The organism is Burkholderia sp. Ax-1720, from assembly GCF_011753035.1.
Lineage (GTDB): Bacteria > Pseudomonadota > Gammaproteobacteria > Burkholderiales > Burkholderiaceae > Burkholderia > Burkholderia gladioli.
Genome location: NZ_VWWK01000020.1, coordinates 1 through 14447 on the forward strand (window position 1 = coordinate 1; position 14447 = coordinate 14447).

General features: G+C 68.0%; 13 protein-coding genes. 12 read left to right on the forward strand and 1 reads right to left on the reverse strand.

Going from position 1 to position 14447, the window contains the following annotated elements:
- The first annotated feature begins 353 nt into the window (after positions 1 to 353).
- The 6 genes from F3J18_RS09110 (at position 354) to F3J18_RS09135 (ending at position 5256) form a co-directional block, all read left to right on the forward strand.
- Entirely contained in the window at positions 354 to 932 is a 579-nt protein-coding gene (locus F3J18_RS09110) for a YqgE/AlgH family protein (protein ID WP_013696822.1), read from the forward strand.
- The gene (gene ruvX, locus F3J18_RS09115; RefSeq protein WP_025098733.1) at positions 929 to 1372 is read left to right on the forward strand and encodes a Holliday junction resolvase RuvX; all 444 of its coding nucleotides are present in this window, start codon (positions 929 to 931) and stop codon (positions 1370 to 1372) included. Before F3J18_RS09110 ends, ruvX begins: the two co-directional genes overlap by 4 nt.
- On the forward strand, positions 1359 to 1877 hold the full coding sequence (gene pyrR / locus F3J18_RS09120; protein WP_025098734.1) for a bifunctional pyr operon transcriptional regulator/uracil phosphoribosyltransferase PyrR: 519 nt from the start codon (positions 1359 to 1361) through the stop codon (positions 1875 to 1877). Before ruvX ends, pyrR begins: the two co-directional genes overlap by 14 nt.
- 77 nt (positions 1878 to 1954) lie before the next feature.
- Positions 1955 to 2986: an aspartate carbamoyltransferase catalytic subunit gene (locus tag F3J18_RS09125; protein WP_013696825.1), complete on the forward strand. Its 1032-nt coding sequence runs from the start codon at positions 1955 to 1957 to the stop codon at positions 2984 to 2986.
- A 69-nt stretch (positions 2987 to 3055) separates the two neighbouring features.
- Positions 3056 to 4333 (forward strand): dihydroorotase, encoded by a 1278-nt coding sequence (locus tag F3J18_RS09130; protein WP_025098735.1) that lies wholly within the window; start codon positions 3056 to 3058, stop codon positions 4331 to 4333.
- A gap of 14 nt (positions 4334 to 4347) precedes the next feature.
- Positions 4348 to 5256 (forward strand): lysophospholipid acyltransferase family protein, encoded by a 909-nt coding sequence (locus F3J18_RS09135; RefSeq protein WP_166912619.1) that lies wholly within the window; start codon positions 4348 to 4350, stop codon positions 5254 to 5256.
- A 98-nt stretch (positions 5257 to 5354) separates the two neighbouring features.
- On the opposite strand, the gene F3J18_RS09140 is transcribed toward F3J18_RS09135, so the two are convergent.
- Positions 5355 to 6203, reverse strand: coding sequence for a symmetrical bis(5'-nucleosyl)-tetraphosphatase (locus F3J18_RS09140; RefSeq protein ID WP_025098737.1), 849 nt, complete (start codon positions 6201 to 6203; stop codon positions 5355 to 5357).
- Between the two features lie 367 nt (positions 6204 to 6570).
- On the opposite strand from F3J18_RS09140, the gene rfbB reads away from it, so the two are divergent.
- From rfbB to F3J18_RS09170, 6 genes are read left to right on the forward strand one after another with little or no spacing between them, the layout of a single operon-like run.
- Complete coding sequence (rfbB, locus tag F3J18_RS09145) at positions 6571 to 7632, forward strand: dTDP-glucose 4,6-dehydratase (RefSeq protein WP_025098738.1); 1062 nt, start codon at positions 6571 to 6573, stop codon at positions 7630 to 7632.
- 14 nt (positions 7633 to 7646) lie between these two features.
- Positions 7647 to 8540, forward strand: coding sequence for a glucose-1-phosphate thymidylyltransferase RfbA (rfbA, locus tag F3J18_RS09150; RefSeq protein ID WP_025098739.1), 894 nt, complete (start codon positions 7647 to 7649; stop codon positions 8538 to 8540).
- Positions 8525 to 9076 (forward strand): dTDP-4-dehydrorhamnose 3,5-epimerase, encoded by a 552-nt coding sequence (gene rfbC, locus F3J18_RS09155; protein WP_025098740.1) that lies wholly within the window; start codon positions 8525 to 8527, stop codon positions 9074 to 9076. The genes rfbA and rfbC overlap by 16 nt, the downstream gene beginning before the upstream one ends.
- A gap of 10 nt (positions 9077 to 9086) precedes the next feature.
- The gene (rfbD, locus tag F3J18_RS09160; protein WP_025098741.1) at positions 9087 to 10019 is read left to right on the forward strand and encodes a dTDP-4-dehydrorhamnose reductase; all 933 of its coding nucleotides are present in this window, start codon (positions 9087 to 9089) and stop codon (positions 10017 to 10019) included.
- A 60-nt stretch (positions 10020 to 10079) separates the two neighbouring features.
- The gene (locus tag F3J18_RS09165) at positions 10080 to 10751 is read left to right on the forward strand and encodes a hypothetical protein (RefSeq protein WP_166912620.1); all 672 of its coding nucleotides are present in this window, start codon (positions 10080 to 10082) and stop codon (positions 10749 to 10751) included.
- Positions 10748 to 14254: a glycosyltransferase gene (locus F3J18_RS09170; RefSeq protein WP_166912621.1), complete on the forward strand. Its 3507-nt coding sequence runs from the start codon at positions 10748 to 10750 to the stop codon at positions 14252 to 14254. The genes F3J18_RS09165 and F3J18_RS09170 overlap by 4 nt, the downstream gene beginning before the upstream one ends.
- Positions 14255 to 14447: the final 193 nt, after the last annotated feature.

The following is a 14447-nucleotide window of genomic DNA, read 5'->3' on the forward strand; positions in this document are numbered from 1 at the left end:
GACCTGGCGGCCGCGCGCGCGGCCCTGGGCGCCTCGCTCGAGGCGGCGCGGCCCTGAGGCGCCCGCCGAGCCAAACCGGCCCGGCGCGCTGTGGCTCGATCGCGTCGGACCCCATCAGCTCGCCCGGTCTGTCATTCGCATCGGTTTGCGGCCATCTGGCCGAGTTTCACAACCGATTCGAACACATCGCGGACAATGGCCATTTTGTGACTGCGCCCGTGCCCGGCGCGTCGTCCCGGCCTCGCACCCAGCCTGCCGACCGGCCCCGCTCGCGTGATAGAGTGCGACGTGATCCGTCTTATCGACCCTCGCGGGCTGCGTCCCGCCGCGAGGTCTTTGCTAAAATTCAAACCATGTCAAAGAGTTCCGATCGCATCAATCTCACCAACCAGTTCCTGATCGCGATGCCGAGCATGTCGGATCCGACCTTCTCGGGAACGGTGGTCTACCTTTGCGATCACAGCGAACGCGGTGCGTTGGGCCTCGTCATCAATCGTCCCACCGACATCGACCTCGAATCGCTGTTCAATCGCATCGACCTCAAGCTCGAGATCGAGCCTCTCCTGCATATCCCCGTCTATTTCGGCGGCCCGGTCCAGACCGAGCGCGGCTTCGTGCTGCACGAGCCGGTGGAGGGCAGCAGCTACAGCTCCTCGATGACGGTGGAGGGCGGCCTGGAGATGACCACCTCCAAGGACGTGCTGGAGGCGGTCGCCTCGGGCAGCGGGCCGAAGCGCTTCCTGCTCACGCTCGGCCATGCCGGCTGGGGCGCGGGCCAGCTCGAGGACGAGATCTCCAAGAACGGCTGGCTGACGGTGGCCGCCGATCCGCGCGTGGTGTTCGACACGCCGGCCGAGGAGCGCTTCGAGGCCGCGCTCGGCCTGCTCGGCGTGTCCTCGACGATGCTCTCGGGCGAGGCGGGCCACGCATGAGCGGTGTCCCCGCGCGCGAGGCCACCCTGCTCGCGTTCGATTATGGCGAGAAGCGCATCGGCGTGGCCGTCGGCAATACGCTGACGCGCACGGCGCGCGCGCTCGTCATCGTGTCCAACCTGAATCGCGAATATCGTTTCGAGGCCGTCGGCGCGCTGATCGCCGAATGGCGGCCGGACGCGCTGGTGGTCGGCCTGCCGATGCACCCGGACGGCACGCCGCACGAGATGACGCAGCAGGCCAAGCGCTTCGGCAACCAACTGAACGGCCGCTTCAACCTTCCCGTGAGCTGGATCGACGAGCGCTATTCGTCGGTCGAGGCGCGCGCCGGTTTGCGCGCGCGCGGCGCGAAGGCCGATGCGGCCATCGACGCCGAGGCCGCCCGCGTGATCCTTCAACACTATCTCGACCAGTTGCCCGACCATCATGAGTTCCATTGACGCCGAAGCGCTCTACCGCGCGCTGCTCGACCAGATCCGCGGCGCCTACGGCGACGCCGCCTTCGCGGCCAGCGACGGCCCGGCGATCGCCGGCATCCACAGCGGCGGCGCCTGGCTGGCCGAACGGCTGGCGCGCGACCTGAAGGCGCCGGGCTTCGGCGTGGTCAACGTGGCGCTGCATCGCGACGACTATGCCAAGAAGGGCCTGCACAGCCAGGCGAGCCCGACCTCGCTGCCGTTCGCGGTGGAAGGCCGCCGCATCCTGCTGGTCGACGACGTGCTGTACACCGGCCGCACCGTGCGCGCGGCCCTCAACGAGCTGTACGACTACGGCCGGCCCGCCGCGGTCGAGCTCGCGGCGCTGGCCGATCGCGGCGGGCGCGAGCTGCCGGTGGCGGCGCGCTTCGTGGGCGGCACGCTCGAGGTGCCGGCCGAGGCGACCCTGGTGCTGGCCCACGACGCCGACCTCCATTTCACGTTCGAACTCGAGGCGCGCGCCCACTGAGCGCGCCTCAACCGGCGCCCGCCGCGCGTGTTCGCGCGCGGGCGCTGCCCCGGCAACACCTTGGATTCACGTACACCATGACCACCGACACCTCCGGCCGCAGCGGCGCCCAAGCCGCGGCCGCGCCCGCCCAACGCTTCCGCCCCGGCTTCCTGAAGGGCAACCCGCAGCTCACGAAGAACGGCGAGCTCAAGCATCTGCTGTCGATCGAGGGCCTGCCCAAGTCGATCGTCACGCACATCCTCGATACCGCGGAGCAGTTCGTCAGCGTGACGGACCGCGAGGTGAAGAAGGTGCCGCTGCTGCGCGGCAAGTCGGTGTTCAACCTGTTCTTCGAGAATTCGACGCGCACCCGCACCACCTTCGAGATCGCCGCCACGCGCCTGTCGGCCGACGTGCTGAACCTCAACATCAACGCCTCCTCGACCAGCAAGGGCGAGTCGCTGCTCGACACCATCAACAACCTCTCGGCGATGCACGCCGACCTGTTCGTGGTGCGCCATGCCTCGAGCGGCGCGCCCTACCTGATCGCCGAGCACTGCGCGCCACACGTGCACGTGATCAATGCCGGCGACGGGCGCCATGCGCACCCGACCCAGGGCCTGCTCGACATGTACACGATTCGCCACTACAAGCGCGACTTCACGCAGCTGCGCGTGGCGATCGTCGGCGACATCCTGCACTCGCGCGTGGCGCGCTCCGACATCCACGCGCTGACCACGCTCGGGGTGCCCGAGATCCGCGCGATCGGCCCGCGCACGCTGCTGCCTGGCGGGCTCGAGCAGATGGGCGTGAAGGTCTATCACAACCTCGACGAAGGCCTGAAGGGCGTCGACGTGATCATCATGCTGCGCCTGCAGAACGAACGCATGAGCGGCGCGCTGCTGCCCTCGGCGCAGGAGTACTTCAAGAGCTGGGGCCTCACGCCCGAGCGTCTCGCGCTGGCCGCGCCCGACGCGATCGTGATGCACCCGGGCCCGATGAACCGCGGCGTCGAGATCGACTCGCAGGTGGCCGACGGCCCGCAGTCGGTGATCCTCAACCAGGTCACCTTCGGCATCGCGGTCCGCATGGCCGTGATGGGCATCGTCGCGGGCAACAGCGACTGACCGGCGCGGCCCGGCGCCACGCCGGCCGGCCATCGAATTCAACGCATCCAACGCATTCGCAGGCAGCACATGAAGATTCATATCAAGGGCGGCACGCTGGTCGATCCGGTCGCCGGCACCGAACAACAGGCCGACGTGTTCATCGCCGCCGGCAAGGTGGTCGCGATCGGCGCGGCGCCGGCCGATTTCCACGCGGCCAGGACCATCGACGCGAGCGGCCTGATCGTCGCGCCCGGCCTGGTCGACCTCTCGGCGCGGCTGCGCGAGCCCGGCTACGAGCACAAGGCCACGCTCGAATCGGAGATGGCCGCGGCGGTGGCCGGCGGCGTCACCAGCCTGGTCTGCCAGCCCGATACCGACCCGGTGCTCGACGAGCCGGGCCTGGTCGAGATGCTGAAGTTCCGCGCGAGCAAGCTGCACCAGGCGCACGTCTATCCGCTGGGCGCGCTGACGGTCGGCCTGAAGGGCGAGGTGATCACCGAGATGGTCGAGCTGACCGAATCGGGCTGCATCGGCTTCACCCAGGCCAACGTGCCGATCCGCGACACCCAGGTGCTGCTGCGCGCGCTGCAGTACGCGAGCACCTACGGCTACACGGTCTGGCTGCGCCCGGTGGACGCCTTCCTCGCCAAGGGCGGGGTCGCCGCCAGCGGGCCGCTCGCCTCGCGGCTGGGCTTGTCGGGCGTGCCGGTCTCGGCCGAGACGATCGCCCTGCACACGCTCTGCGAGCTGGTGCGCGTGACCGGCGCGCGCGTGCACATCGCGCGCCTGTCCTCGGCGGCCGGCATCGAGCTGGTGCGCCAGGCCAAGGCCGAGGGCCTGCCGATCACCTGCGACGTCAGCGCCAACCACCTGCACCTGATCGACCTCGACATCGGCTACTTCGACGCGCAGTTCCGCCTCGATCCGCCGCTGCGCGCCGAGCGCGACCGCGCCGCGATCCGCGCGGCCGTCGAGGACGGCACGATCGACGCGATCTGCTCCGACCACACCCCCGTCGACGACGACGAGAAGCTGCTGCCCTTCGCCGAGGCCACGCCCGGCGCGACCGGCCTGGAGCTGCTGCTGTCGCTGACCGTCAAGTGGGCCCAGGAGGCCGGGCTGCCGCTGGCGCGCGCGTTGAACCGCATCACCGCCGGCGCGGCCGACGTGCTGAAGCTGCCGGCCGGGCGCCTCGTGCCGGGCGGCGTGGCCGACCTGGTGGTGTTCGATCCGGCCGCGCACTGGCAGGTCGAGCCGAGTGCCCTGAAGAGCCAGGGCCACAATTCGCCGTTCCTCGGCTACGAGCTGCCGGCCCGGGTGCGCGCGACCCTCGTCGCCGGCCAGGTCGCCTTCGAGCGTCGCTGAGCGGGGCGGGCATCATGAAAGCGTTGCGCAAGCTGCGCCTGATCGTGCACCTGCTGCACGGCATGGCGACCATCGCCCTGCGGTTCGGCGGGGCGAGCCCGGCGCGCCGGCAGGAACTCACGCGTCGCTGGACCCTGAAGATGCTGGCACTGTGCGGCATGCGCCTGGTCGTGCATCACGACGAGGCGCGGCTCGACGCGGGGGCGCTGGTGATCGGCAACCACGTGTCCTGGCTGGACATCTACGTGATCAATGCCTGGCGGCCGACGCCCTTCGTCTCGAAGGCCGAGGTGCGGCAATGGCCGGTGGTGGGCTGGCTGGCCGAGAAGCTCGGCACCATCTTCCTGCAGCGCGAGAAGCGCAGCGAGGCCAAGCGCATCATGCACGAGCTGGCCGAGCGGCTGCGCGGCGGCGAGCTGATGTGCGTGTTCCCCGAGGGCACCACCTCGAACGGGCTCGAGCTGCTGCCCTTCCATGCCAACCTGTTCCAGGCCGCCGTCGAGGCCGGCAGCCCGGTGCAGCCGGTCTGCATCATGTACGAGGACGGGCAGGGCAGGCAGTCGCTGGCGCCCGCCTATACCGGCAAGATGTCGCTGGGCAAGTCGCTCGATCGCGTGCTGCGCGACCGGCCGCTGGTCGCGCATCTCTACGTGGGCGCGCCGATCGAGGCGGGTGAGGATCGGCGCGGGCTGTCGGCGCGGGCTCGCGCGGCGGTGGCCGATGCGCTGGCCGAGATGCAGGCCGGGTGCGGGCGGCCGAGCGCCGAGGCGCTCGCGCAACTGGCGATCGATGAAGTGCCGGGGGGGGGCGAGGCAGCCGCCGCGCCGAGCGCCTCGACCGAGACCGCCGAGGCCGCCGTGGCGTCCACGGTGGCGGCGAATGCCGCGGGCGAGACCGAGCCGGTCGCGCGTCGCGACGCCTGAAGCCCGATCGGGCAGCGCGAGGTCGGGGCGGCATCGATGCGCCTCGCCTCGCGCGATCCAATCACGCGCGAGGCGCCGTGTCCGGCGCCCCTCCTTCCTCAGTCCTTGCCTGAACCGCAGCGCTCGCAGGCCACCTGCGTGACGCGTCGCGCGGCCGGATCGTCGCTCAGCTCGACGGCCGACAGGCGATTGCCCCACACGCAGCCCGAATCGAGCGCGACCAGGTTGTCGCGCAGCATCAGCCCGAGCGCGGCCCAGTGGCCGAACACCACGGTCACGTCGGCGCTGCGCCGCCCGGGAACGTCGAACCAGGGCAGATGACCTTCCGGCGCCGAATCGGGGCCGCCGTTGCCGCGAAACTCCATGGCGCCGTCCGGCGTGCAGAAGCGGATCCGCGTGAAGGCGTTGAAGGCCACGCGCAGCCGCTCCGGCTTCGACAATCCTGCCTTCCACTGATTCGGCTCGTTGCCGTACAGGCCGCGCAGCGTCTCGCGCCAGTCGGGCGCGCGCAGCGCGCGCTGCAGCTCGTCGGCGAGTTCGAGCGCGAGCGTGACATCCCATTGCGGCAACAGCCCCGCATGCACCATCAGCTTGCCGTGCTCGAAATGCGCGAAGGGCCGCTGGCGGACCCACTCGAGCAGGGCTTCGGCATCGGGCGCCTCCAGGATCTCGGCAAGCGTGTCGCCCGCCTTCAACTGGCGGATGCCGGCCGCGGCGGCCAGCAGGTGCAGGTCGTGGTTGCCGAGCACGGCCACGCGCCGCTCGCCCAGCGCGATCACCTCGCGCAGCGTGGCCAGCGAGGCCGGGCCGCGGTTGACGAGATCGCCGGCGAACCAGAGCGGGGTGTCGTCGGAGGGCGCCAGGCGGGACAGCAACTCGACGAGGGGGGCGTGGCAACCCTGGAGGTCGCCGATGGCGATCGGCACGGGGCCGGGGGCAGAGGTCATTGCGGGATGGATGTGGTGCGATTTAACAGGGCTTTGCAGGCTGCACACACGGTATCACAGGCGCGTGGCTCGTCGTCACAGCCGTGTCACGAGTAAAAAATATCCGGATAACCCGACTTTTGAGAAAAATAAACCAAAAACTGGTGTCTTCTAACATTTGTCAAGCTGTTGCAAGATGTTAGAGCCGTGTTTTCCCGGACTCAACTGGCCGTATAATCGCGGTCTTGTGGGGTAGTGGCGACATGGTTTGTCTTCGACAGCCAGGCATAACAGACACGCGCACGTATTCATGATGCGCATTCCGGGGAGCTGGCGCGCGTCGTCGCGAGCGGCTGATCACACTTCGTTTTTCGACAAAAGGGATCCCATGATCTTGGTGACGGGCGGCGCCGGTTTTATCGGCGCCAATTTCGTGCTGGACTGGTTCGCGCAGTCGGACGAGCCGGTGCTGAATATCGACAAGCTCACGTACGCCGGTAACCTGGGTACGCTGAAGTCGCTGCAAGACGATCCGAATCATGTGTTCAGCCGTGTCGATATCTGCGATCGGGCGGCCATCGATGCGCTGCTGGCGGAGCATCGTCCGCGCGCGATCCTCCATTTCGCGGCCGAAAGCCATGTGGACCGGTCGATACACGGTCCCGCCGATTTCGTGCAGACCAACGTGGTCGGCACCTTCACCCTGCTCGAGGCGGCCCGCCAGTACTGGAACACGCTCGACGCCGGCGCGAAGGCCGCGTTCCGCTTCCTGCATGTGTCCACCGACGAGGTGTTCGGCTCGCTCTCGGCTACCGATCCGCAGTTCTCGGAAACCACGCCGTATGCGCCCAACAGCCCGTATTCGGCGACCAAGGCCGGCTCCGACCACCTGGTGCGCGCCTATTTCCACACCTACGGCCTGCCGGTACTGACCACCAACTGCTCGAACAACTACGGCCCGTACCAGTTCCCCGAGAAGCTGATCCCCCTGATGATCGCCAATGCGCTGGCCGGCAAGCCGCTGCCGGTCTACGGCGACGGCCAGAACGTGCGCGACTGGCTCTATGTCGGCGACCATTGCTCGGCGATCCGCGAGGTGCTTGCGCGCGGCGTGCCCGGCGAGACCTACAACGTGGGCGGCTGGAACGAGAAGAAGAATCTCGACGTGGTGCATGTGCTGTGCGACCTGCTCGATGAGCTGAGGCCCAGGGCGGCCGGTTCGTATCGCGAGCAGGTCAGCTTCGTCACCGATCGCCCCGGCCACGACCGCCGCTATGCGATCGATGCGCGCAAGCTCGAGCGCGAGCTCGGCTGGAAGCCGGCCGAGACCTTCGAGACCGGCATGGCGAAGACGGTGCGCTGGTATCTCGACAACCAGGCTTGGGCGGCCGAGGTTGCCTCGGGCGAGTATCGCAATTGGGTCGAGATGAACTACGCGCAGCGCGCGTGACGAGGAACGAAACCATGGCACGCAAGGGCATCATCCTGGCCGGCGGCTCCGGCACGCGTCTGTACCCGATCACGCACGCGGTGTCGAAGCAGTTGCTGCCGGTCTACGACAAGCCGATGATCTACTACCCGCTGTCGACCCTGATGATCGCGGGTATTCGCGATGTGCTGATCATCTCGACGCCGCAGGACACGCCGCGCTTCGAAGCCATGCTCGGCGACGGCGCGCAGTGGGGCATGAATATCCGTTACGCGGTGCAGCCGTCTCCCGACGGCCTCGCCCAGGCCTTCCTGATCGGCCGCGAGTTCATCGGCGGCGATCCGTCGACGCTGATCCTCGGCGACAACATCTTCTACGGCCACGACCTGGTCAGGCACCTCCGGCATGCCGACCAGCGCGCCGACGGCGCGACCGTGTTCGCCTATCACGTGCAGGATCCCGAGCGCTACGGCGTGGTCGAGTTCGATGCGGATTTCCGCGCGCTGTCGATCGAGGAAAAGCCGGCGAAACCGCGCTCGAACTATGCGGTCACCGGGCTGTATTTCTATGACAGGCAGGTCTGCGACATCGCCGCCGACATCAAGCCCTCGGCGCGAGGCGAACTCGAGATCACCGACGTGAATTCGCGCTATCTCGAGCTCGGCCGGCTCGACGTCGAGATCATGGGTCGCGGTTATGCGTGGCTCGACACCGGCACGCACGATTCGCTGATCGAGGCCGCCACCTTCATCGCGACGCTGCAGAAACGCCAGGGGCTGGTGGTGGCCTGTCCCGAGGAAATCGCCTACCGGCATGGCTGGATCGATGGCGAGCAGGTACTCAAGCTGGCGCAGCCGCTCGCCAAGAACGCCTACGGCCAGTATCTGAAGAATCTCCTGACGGAACAGGTGGCATGGCAATCCAAGTAAGCGCAACGGCACTGCCGGAAGTCAAGATCATCGAGCCGAAGGTGTTCGGCGACGCACGCGGCTATTTCTTCGAAAGCTTCAACGCGCGCGAATTCGAGGAACAGGTCGCGCCTGGCGTGGTGTTCCTGCAGGACAATCATTCGCGCTCGGCGCGTGGCGTGCTGCGCGGGCTGCATTACCAGATCGAGCATGCGCAGGGCAAGCTGGTGCGCGTGGTCGAGGGCAGCGTATTCGATGTCGCGGTTGACATCCGGCGCGATTCGCCGCGATTCGGGCAATGGACGGGTTATGTGCTGTCGGCCGAGAACCAGCGGCAGATGTGGGTGCCGCCGGGCTTCGCGCATGGTTTCCTGACCTTGTCCGAGGCGGCGCAGTTCCTCTACAAGACCACCGACTACTGGTATCCGGAGCACGAGCGCTGCATTCGCTGGAACGATCCCGAGATCGGCATCGAATGGCCGTTCGACGGCGAGCCGATGCTGGCCGCGAAGGATGCGGCAGGCCTGAGCCTGGCACAGGCCCAGGTGTATGCATGAAGGCGCCGGCATGACGGCCGCGACCGGGGCTCGACCGCGCATTCTGGTGACCGGGGCCAACGGCCAGCTCGGCTTCGAGCTAGTGCGAACGCTGGCGCCGCATGGCGAGGTGGTGGCGGCGGACCGCTCGCTCGTCGATCTGTCGGATCTCGACCGGCTGCGCGGCACGATTCGCGATATGCAGCCGGACCTGATCGTCAACCCCGCCGCCTATACCGCGGTGGACAAGGCCGAGAGCGAGCCGGATCTCGCGATGCGCATCAATGGCGAGGCGCCCGGCGTGATTGCCGAGGAGGCGAAGCGGGCGGGCGCGATCCTGATTCACTATTCGACCGACTACGTGTTCGACGGCAGCAAGGACGAACCGTATCTCGAGACCGATCCGACCGGGCCGTTGAGCGTCTACGGCAGGACCAAGCTGGCCGGCGAGCAGGCGATCGCCGCGGTCGGCGGCAGGCAGCTGGTGTTTCGTACCAGCTGGGTGTACGGCACGCGCGGCAGGAACTTCCTGCTGACCATGCGCGCGCTGGCGGAGAAGCACGACAGCCTGCGTGTCGTGGCGGACCAGGTCGGCGCGCCGACCTGGTCGGAAACGCTGGCCGAGCTGAGCGCGCGGATCGCGGCGCAACTGCTGGCCGAGCGGCGCGACGATGCCGCATGGTGGGCGGCGCACGCCGGGCTTTACCACATGACGGCGAGCGGCAGTACCAGCTGGGCGGGATTCGCCGAGGCGATATTCTCGACCAGCCGGCTGGCCCGCCGGCCGTCGGTGGTGGCGATTCCATCGGAGCAGTACCCGACGCCGGCCGCGCGGCCGCGTAACTCGCGGCTGTCGAACACGAAGCTCGAACGTGTGTTCGGCGTAAACGCGCCGGATTGGCGCGACGCATTGCAGGCCTGTTGCCGGCGTCTCGATGCCGGCACCGATCCTGCCGGTTCGTGAGCAGGGCATGAGAGAAGACGTCGGTTTGGCCGACTCAATATGAAGAGTAATGTAGTACCCATGGATTCAAGCAATCGACATCCGGCCGCCGATGCGCGGCCGGCAGCGTCCCACGGTGCCGACGAGCTGTCCGCGCGCGTCATCGAACTCGAGGCGGAACTCGCGAAGGCGCATGCCCAGGCACGCGAGGCGACTTTGCAGATGCGGCGCGCCGGCTATGAAGCGTCGGCGGCGCGAACCCGCGCGGATGCCGCCGAGCGGCAGTTGGGCGATGTCCTGTCGAGCGGCTCGTGGCGGATCACGGCGCCCTTGCGCGGCGGCGTGCGCGTTTCGAGATCGGCGCTCAGGTTCGCGCGCGATCCGTCGTGGGCGGTGCTCAAGCGCCGCGGCACGACGCTGCTGCGCGAGACGGCGCGCCGGAGCACGCTCGCACGCAAGCTGGCGTTCTGGGTGCGCGACAATCATCCCGGGATCTGGGCACGCGTCGCGCATCTCGCGGCGCCGCGCTTTGCCGGCACGCAGACCATTTCGGTGACGCGCTGGAAGGAAGGTGGCATTTCGCGCCGGAATTACGCCGAGCGAATGGCGGCACGCGTGCCGCGCTGCGATCACGCGACCATCGAGCGCTTGCTCGATACACGGGTGGCCGGCGTGGATGCCGGCAAGCTTGCCGCGCGGCTGACCGAGATCTGTGCAAGCACCGATCCCGATGGCGCCGCCACGCAGCGGTGAGCGTACCGGCTCGGCATCCCGGCCAGAATATTATGCAGAACGGAGCAACAGCCGCCGTGGCTTCCCCCTCTAGCGCAGTACCAGGCACGCACGACACGAAGGACGCATCGCAGGGCGCGCGTCCGAGGCGCGTGCGCGCGATCAACCAGTTTCACTCCGGCAGCGCGATCGCGGACGCGGTGACCAACAGCATGCTGATGATCCAGGCGATGCTGCGCGAACTCGGTTTCCAGTCCGAAATATTTGCCGAGCACGTCGCGCCGGAACTGACCGGCAGCGTCCGGTATTTCCGCGAGTATGCAGGATCCGTCGACGACGTGATGCTGCTGCATCACTCGATGGGCCATGACCAGGACGAATGGATCCTCGGCCTTCCCGGCACGACCTTCCTGGTCTATCACAACATCACGCCGGAATCGTTCTTCGACGAGCGCTCGCCGTTCCGGCATTACTCGGTCAAGGGACGTGCGCAGCTCGACACGTTCCGCGAGCACTTCGCGGCCGCCATCGCGGTGTCCAACCTCAACGCCGAGGAGCTTCGCGAGCGCGGCTACGACAAGGTCGAGACGATCCCGCTGCTGGTCGATGCGCAGCGCGTGCGCATGGCGCCGTGGAACGATGCGCTGGTCCAGGAGCAGTCCCAGATCCCGACGGTGCTGTTCGTCGGGCGTGTGTCGCCGAACAAGGCGCATCGCGACCTGGTCGAGGCGGCGGCCCAGTTGCGCGCGATCCTGCCGGGCCCGTTCCAGTTCGTCTTCGTCGGCGGATACGGCGAGGAGGAGCCTTATTACCTCGAGCTGCGCAAGCTGATCGACGAGCTCGATCTTGGCGAGATCGTCCGCTTCGCGGGGAAGGTGTCCGATGCCGATCTGTATGGCTGGTATCGCGCCGCTTCCCTGTTCCTGTGCCTGAGCGATCACGAGGGCTTCGGCGTGCCGTTGATCGAGGCGATGAGCTTCGACCTGCCGGTGATCGCCTATGCGAGCAGCAATATCGAATCGACCCTGGGCGGCGCCGGCCTGCTGGTGCACGACAAGCATCCGCGAGCGGTGGCCTCCCTGGTGCGCGTGTTGATGGAGGATCATGCCCTGCGTCGCGCCGTGGTGGCCGAGCAGCGCAAGCGGGTTCGGCAGTTCGAGCGTCCCGCGCTGCTCGAGCAATTGCAGCACTTCCTGCGCCAGCAGGGTATCGAGATTCCCGATCCGATCGAAGCGGATCCGGCGGACCAGATCAGCTCCGCGCCGCGCTACCAGGTCGAGGGACCGTTCGAGACCTCGTACAGCCTCGCGCTGGTGAACCGCGAACTGGCATTCGCGCTCGATCGGGCCCATCCCGGCGAAGTCGGCCTGTTCGCGACCGAAGGTCCCGGCGACTATGTTCCCGACCCGCAGCGGATCGCGGCGATCGCGGGGCTGCCGGCGCTCGCCGCGCGCGGCAGCAAGCGCAGCGGTGCCGATGTGGTGATTCGCGATCTCTATCCGCCGCGCGTGAACGACATGGACGGGCAGGTCAACTTCCTGCATTTCGCCTGGGAGGAGTCGGAGCTGCCCGCCGCGTGGATCGCGTCGTTCAACGAGAATCTCGACGGTGTCGCCGCGATCTCGACGTTCGTGGCGAAGGTCGCGCGCGACAACGGTTTTGCCGGCGCGATCGCGAACGTCGGCCTGGGCGTCGATCACGTCGCGCGCACGCCGCGCCGCGAGTATCGCGGCCCGCTCGGCAAGGGTTTCCGCTTCCTGCACGTGTCCTCGTGTTTCCCGCGCAAGGGCGTCGACGTGCTGCTCGAGGCGTTCGCGCGCGCGTTCAGTTCGCGCGACGAGGTTTCGCTGGTCATCAAGACCTTCCCGAATCCCCACAACACGGTGGCCGAACAGATCGCCGCGCTGCGTCGACGCCATCCCGACTGCGCCGAGATCGTCCTGATCGACGCCGACCTCGACGCGGGCGAGATCGTCGATCTCTATCAGCGCTGCGATGCCTTCGTGGCGCCGACCCGGGGCGAGGGTTTCGGTCTGCCGATGGGCGAGGCGATGTGGTTCGGGCTGCCGGTGATCACCACCGCGTTCGGCGGCCAGGCGGACTTCTGCACCGACGAGACGGCGTGGTTGGTCGATTACCGCTTCGAACGTGCCCGGTCGCATCTCGGCCTGTTCGATTCGGTCTGGGCCGAGCCGTCCGTGGACAGCCTGGTCGCGCAGTTGCAGGCGGTGCGGGCAGCGACCCCGGAGCAGCGGCTGGAGAAGACCGGGCGCGCCGCGGCGCTGGTCAAGGCCGAGTTGACCTGGGACCGCTGCGCGGCGCGCATCGCGGCCCTGGACACCGAGGTGCGCCGCATCGAGCCGGCCGCTTCGGGTCGCACGCGCCTGGCATGGATCTCCTCGTGGAATACCAAGTGCGGGATCGCGACCTATTCGTCGTTCCTGCTCAGCGGTCTCGATCCGGCGCAGTTCGACGTGCGCATCCTGGCGTCGCGCGATCCTGCCGTGGTGGTGGCGGACGGCCCCGAGGTGACCCGTTGCTGGACCGACCAGCGTGGCCGGGTCGACGAACTGATCGCCGCGCTCGATCGATGCGCACCCGAGGCGATCGTACTTCAGCATAACTACGGTTTCTTCAGCATGGCGTCGACGGCCCTGCTGGTCGAGTATGCGCATTCTCGGGCGATTCCGATCGTCATTACCTTCCATGCCACCAAGGATGTCGACACGCCGGAATACCGCGCCTCGCTATCGGAGATCGCCGACACGCTGCGCCTCGCCGATCGCCTGCTGGTGCACGGTGTCGATGACCTGAACCGGCTGCGCATGCTCGGCCTGGCGGATAACGCCACGCTGTTCCCGCACGGCGTGCATGCGCGCGTCGCCTCGGATCGCCTGGCGAGCCGGGCGGCGCTGGATATCCCGGCCGATGCGCCGGTGATCGCGACCTATGGTTTCCTGCTGCCGCACAAGGGCCTGGAGGAGGTCATCGAGGGCTTTGCGCTGCTTTCGCAGGATCTGCCGCAGGCGCGGCTGCTGATGGTGAACGCGCTCTATCCGGTCGCGGATTCCGAGGCGGTGGCCGAGCGCTGCCAAAAGCGGATCAAGGCCCTGGAGCTCGGCGAGCGGGTGCGCATGATCACCGACTTCCTGCCGGATCGGGAGAGCTTCGCCTACCTGGACGCCGCGGACCTGATCGTGTTCGCCTACCAGGACACGGCCGAATCCGCGAGCGGCGCGGTCCGATACGGCCTTGCCGCCAATCGTCCGGTTGCCTGCACGCCGATCCCGATCTTCGACGATCTCGGCGAACTGGTGCATCGTTTCGCCGGGACCGACGCGCAATCGATCGCGCTCGGGCTGGGCGAATTGCTGGCCGACCCGGCCCTGCTCGGCAGCAAGGCCGACGCGCAGGCCGCCTGGATCCGCGCCCGCTCATGGGACGAGATGTCCGCGCGGCTCGGCGGGATGGTGCGCGGATTGGCTACCGAGCGGTCGGTCGATCGGGACGGACTGATAAAATGACGCCGGTGCGCCCGCCAGGCGCGGGCCGAAACCCTGTTTCGTCGGGCTTCGCGAGCAGGGATCGCGCCGGTCCTGTCCAGGAGACATCAATGCCATCACCCCTCTCGACGCGGCACGCATGTGCCGGCGATCGGCGGCAAGACCGGGTTGCGGTCAGCGCGTCGATGCTTGCGCCGAGGACGAGATAGGCGCT

Excerpts from the sequence above, each read along its gene's own strand:
- rfbC (WP_025098740.1), top strand. The coding sequence starts at position 8,525 with ATGGCAATCCAAGTAAGCGCAACGGCACTGCCGGAAGTCAAGATCATC.
- F3J18_RS09125 (WP_013696825.1), top strand. The coding sequence starts at position 1,955 with ATGACCACCGACACCTCCGGCCGCAGCGGCGCCCAAGCCGCGGCCGCG.
- F3J18_RS09130 (WP_025098735.1), top strand. The coding sequence starts at position 3,056 with ATGAAGATTCATATCAAGGGCGGCACGCTGGTCGATCCGGTCGCCGGC.
- pyrR (WP_025098734.1), top strand. The coding sequence starts at position 1,359 with ATGAGTTCCATTGACGCCGAAGCGCTCTACCGCGCGCTGCTCGACCAG.
- rfbB (WP_025098738.1), top strand. The coding sequence starts at position 6,571 with ATGATCTTGGTGACGGGCGGCGCCGGTTTTATCGGCGCCAATTTCGTG.
- rfbA (WP_025098739.1), top strand. The coding sequence starts at position 7,647 with ATGGCACGCAAGGGCATCATCCTGGCCGGCGGCTCCGGCACGCGTCTG.
- F3J18_RS09140 (WP_025098737.1), bottom strand. The coding sequence starts at position 6,203 with ATGACCTCTGCCCCCGGCCCCGTGCCGATCGCCATCGGCGACCTCCAG.
- ruvX (WP_025098733.1), top strand. The coding sequence starts at position 929 with ATGAGCGGTGTCCCCGCGCGCGAGGCCACCCTGCTCGCGTTCGATTAT.
- rfbD (WP_025098741.1), top strand. The coding sequence starts at position 9,087 with ATGACGGCCGCGACCGGGGCTCGACCGCGCATTCTGGTGACCGGGGCC.
- F3J18_RS09110 (WP_013696822.1), top strand. The coding sequence starts at position 354 with ATGTCAAAGAGTTCCGATCGCATCAATCTCACCAACCAGTTCCTGATC.
- F3J18_RS09165 (WP_166912620.1), top strand. The coding sequence starts at position 10,080 with ATGGATTCAAGCAATCGACATCCGGCCGCCGATGCGCGGCCGGCAGCG.
- F3J18_RS09135 (WP_166912619.1), top strand. The coding sequence starts at position 4,348 with ATGAAAGCGTTGCGCAAGCTGCGCCTGATCGTGCACCTGCTGCACGGC.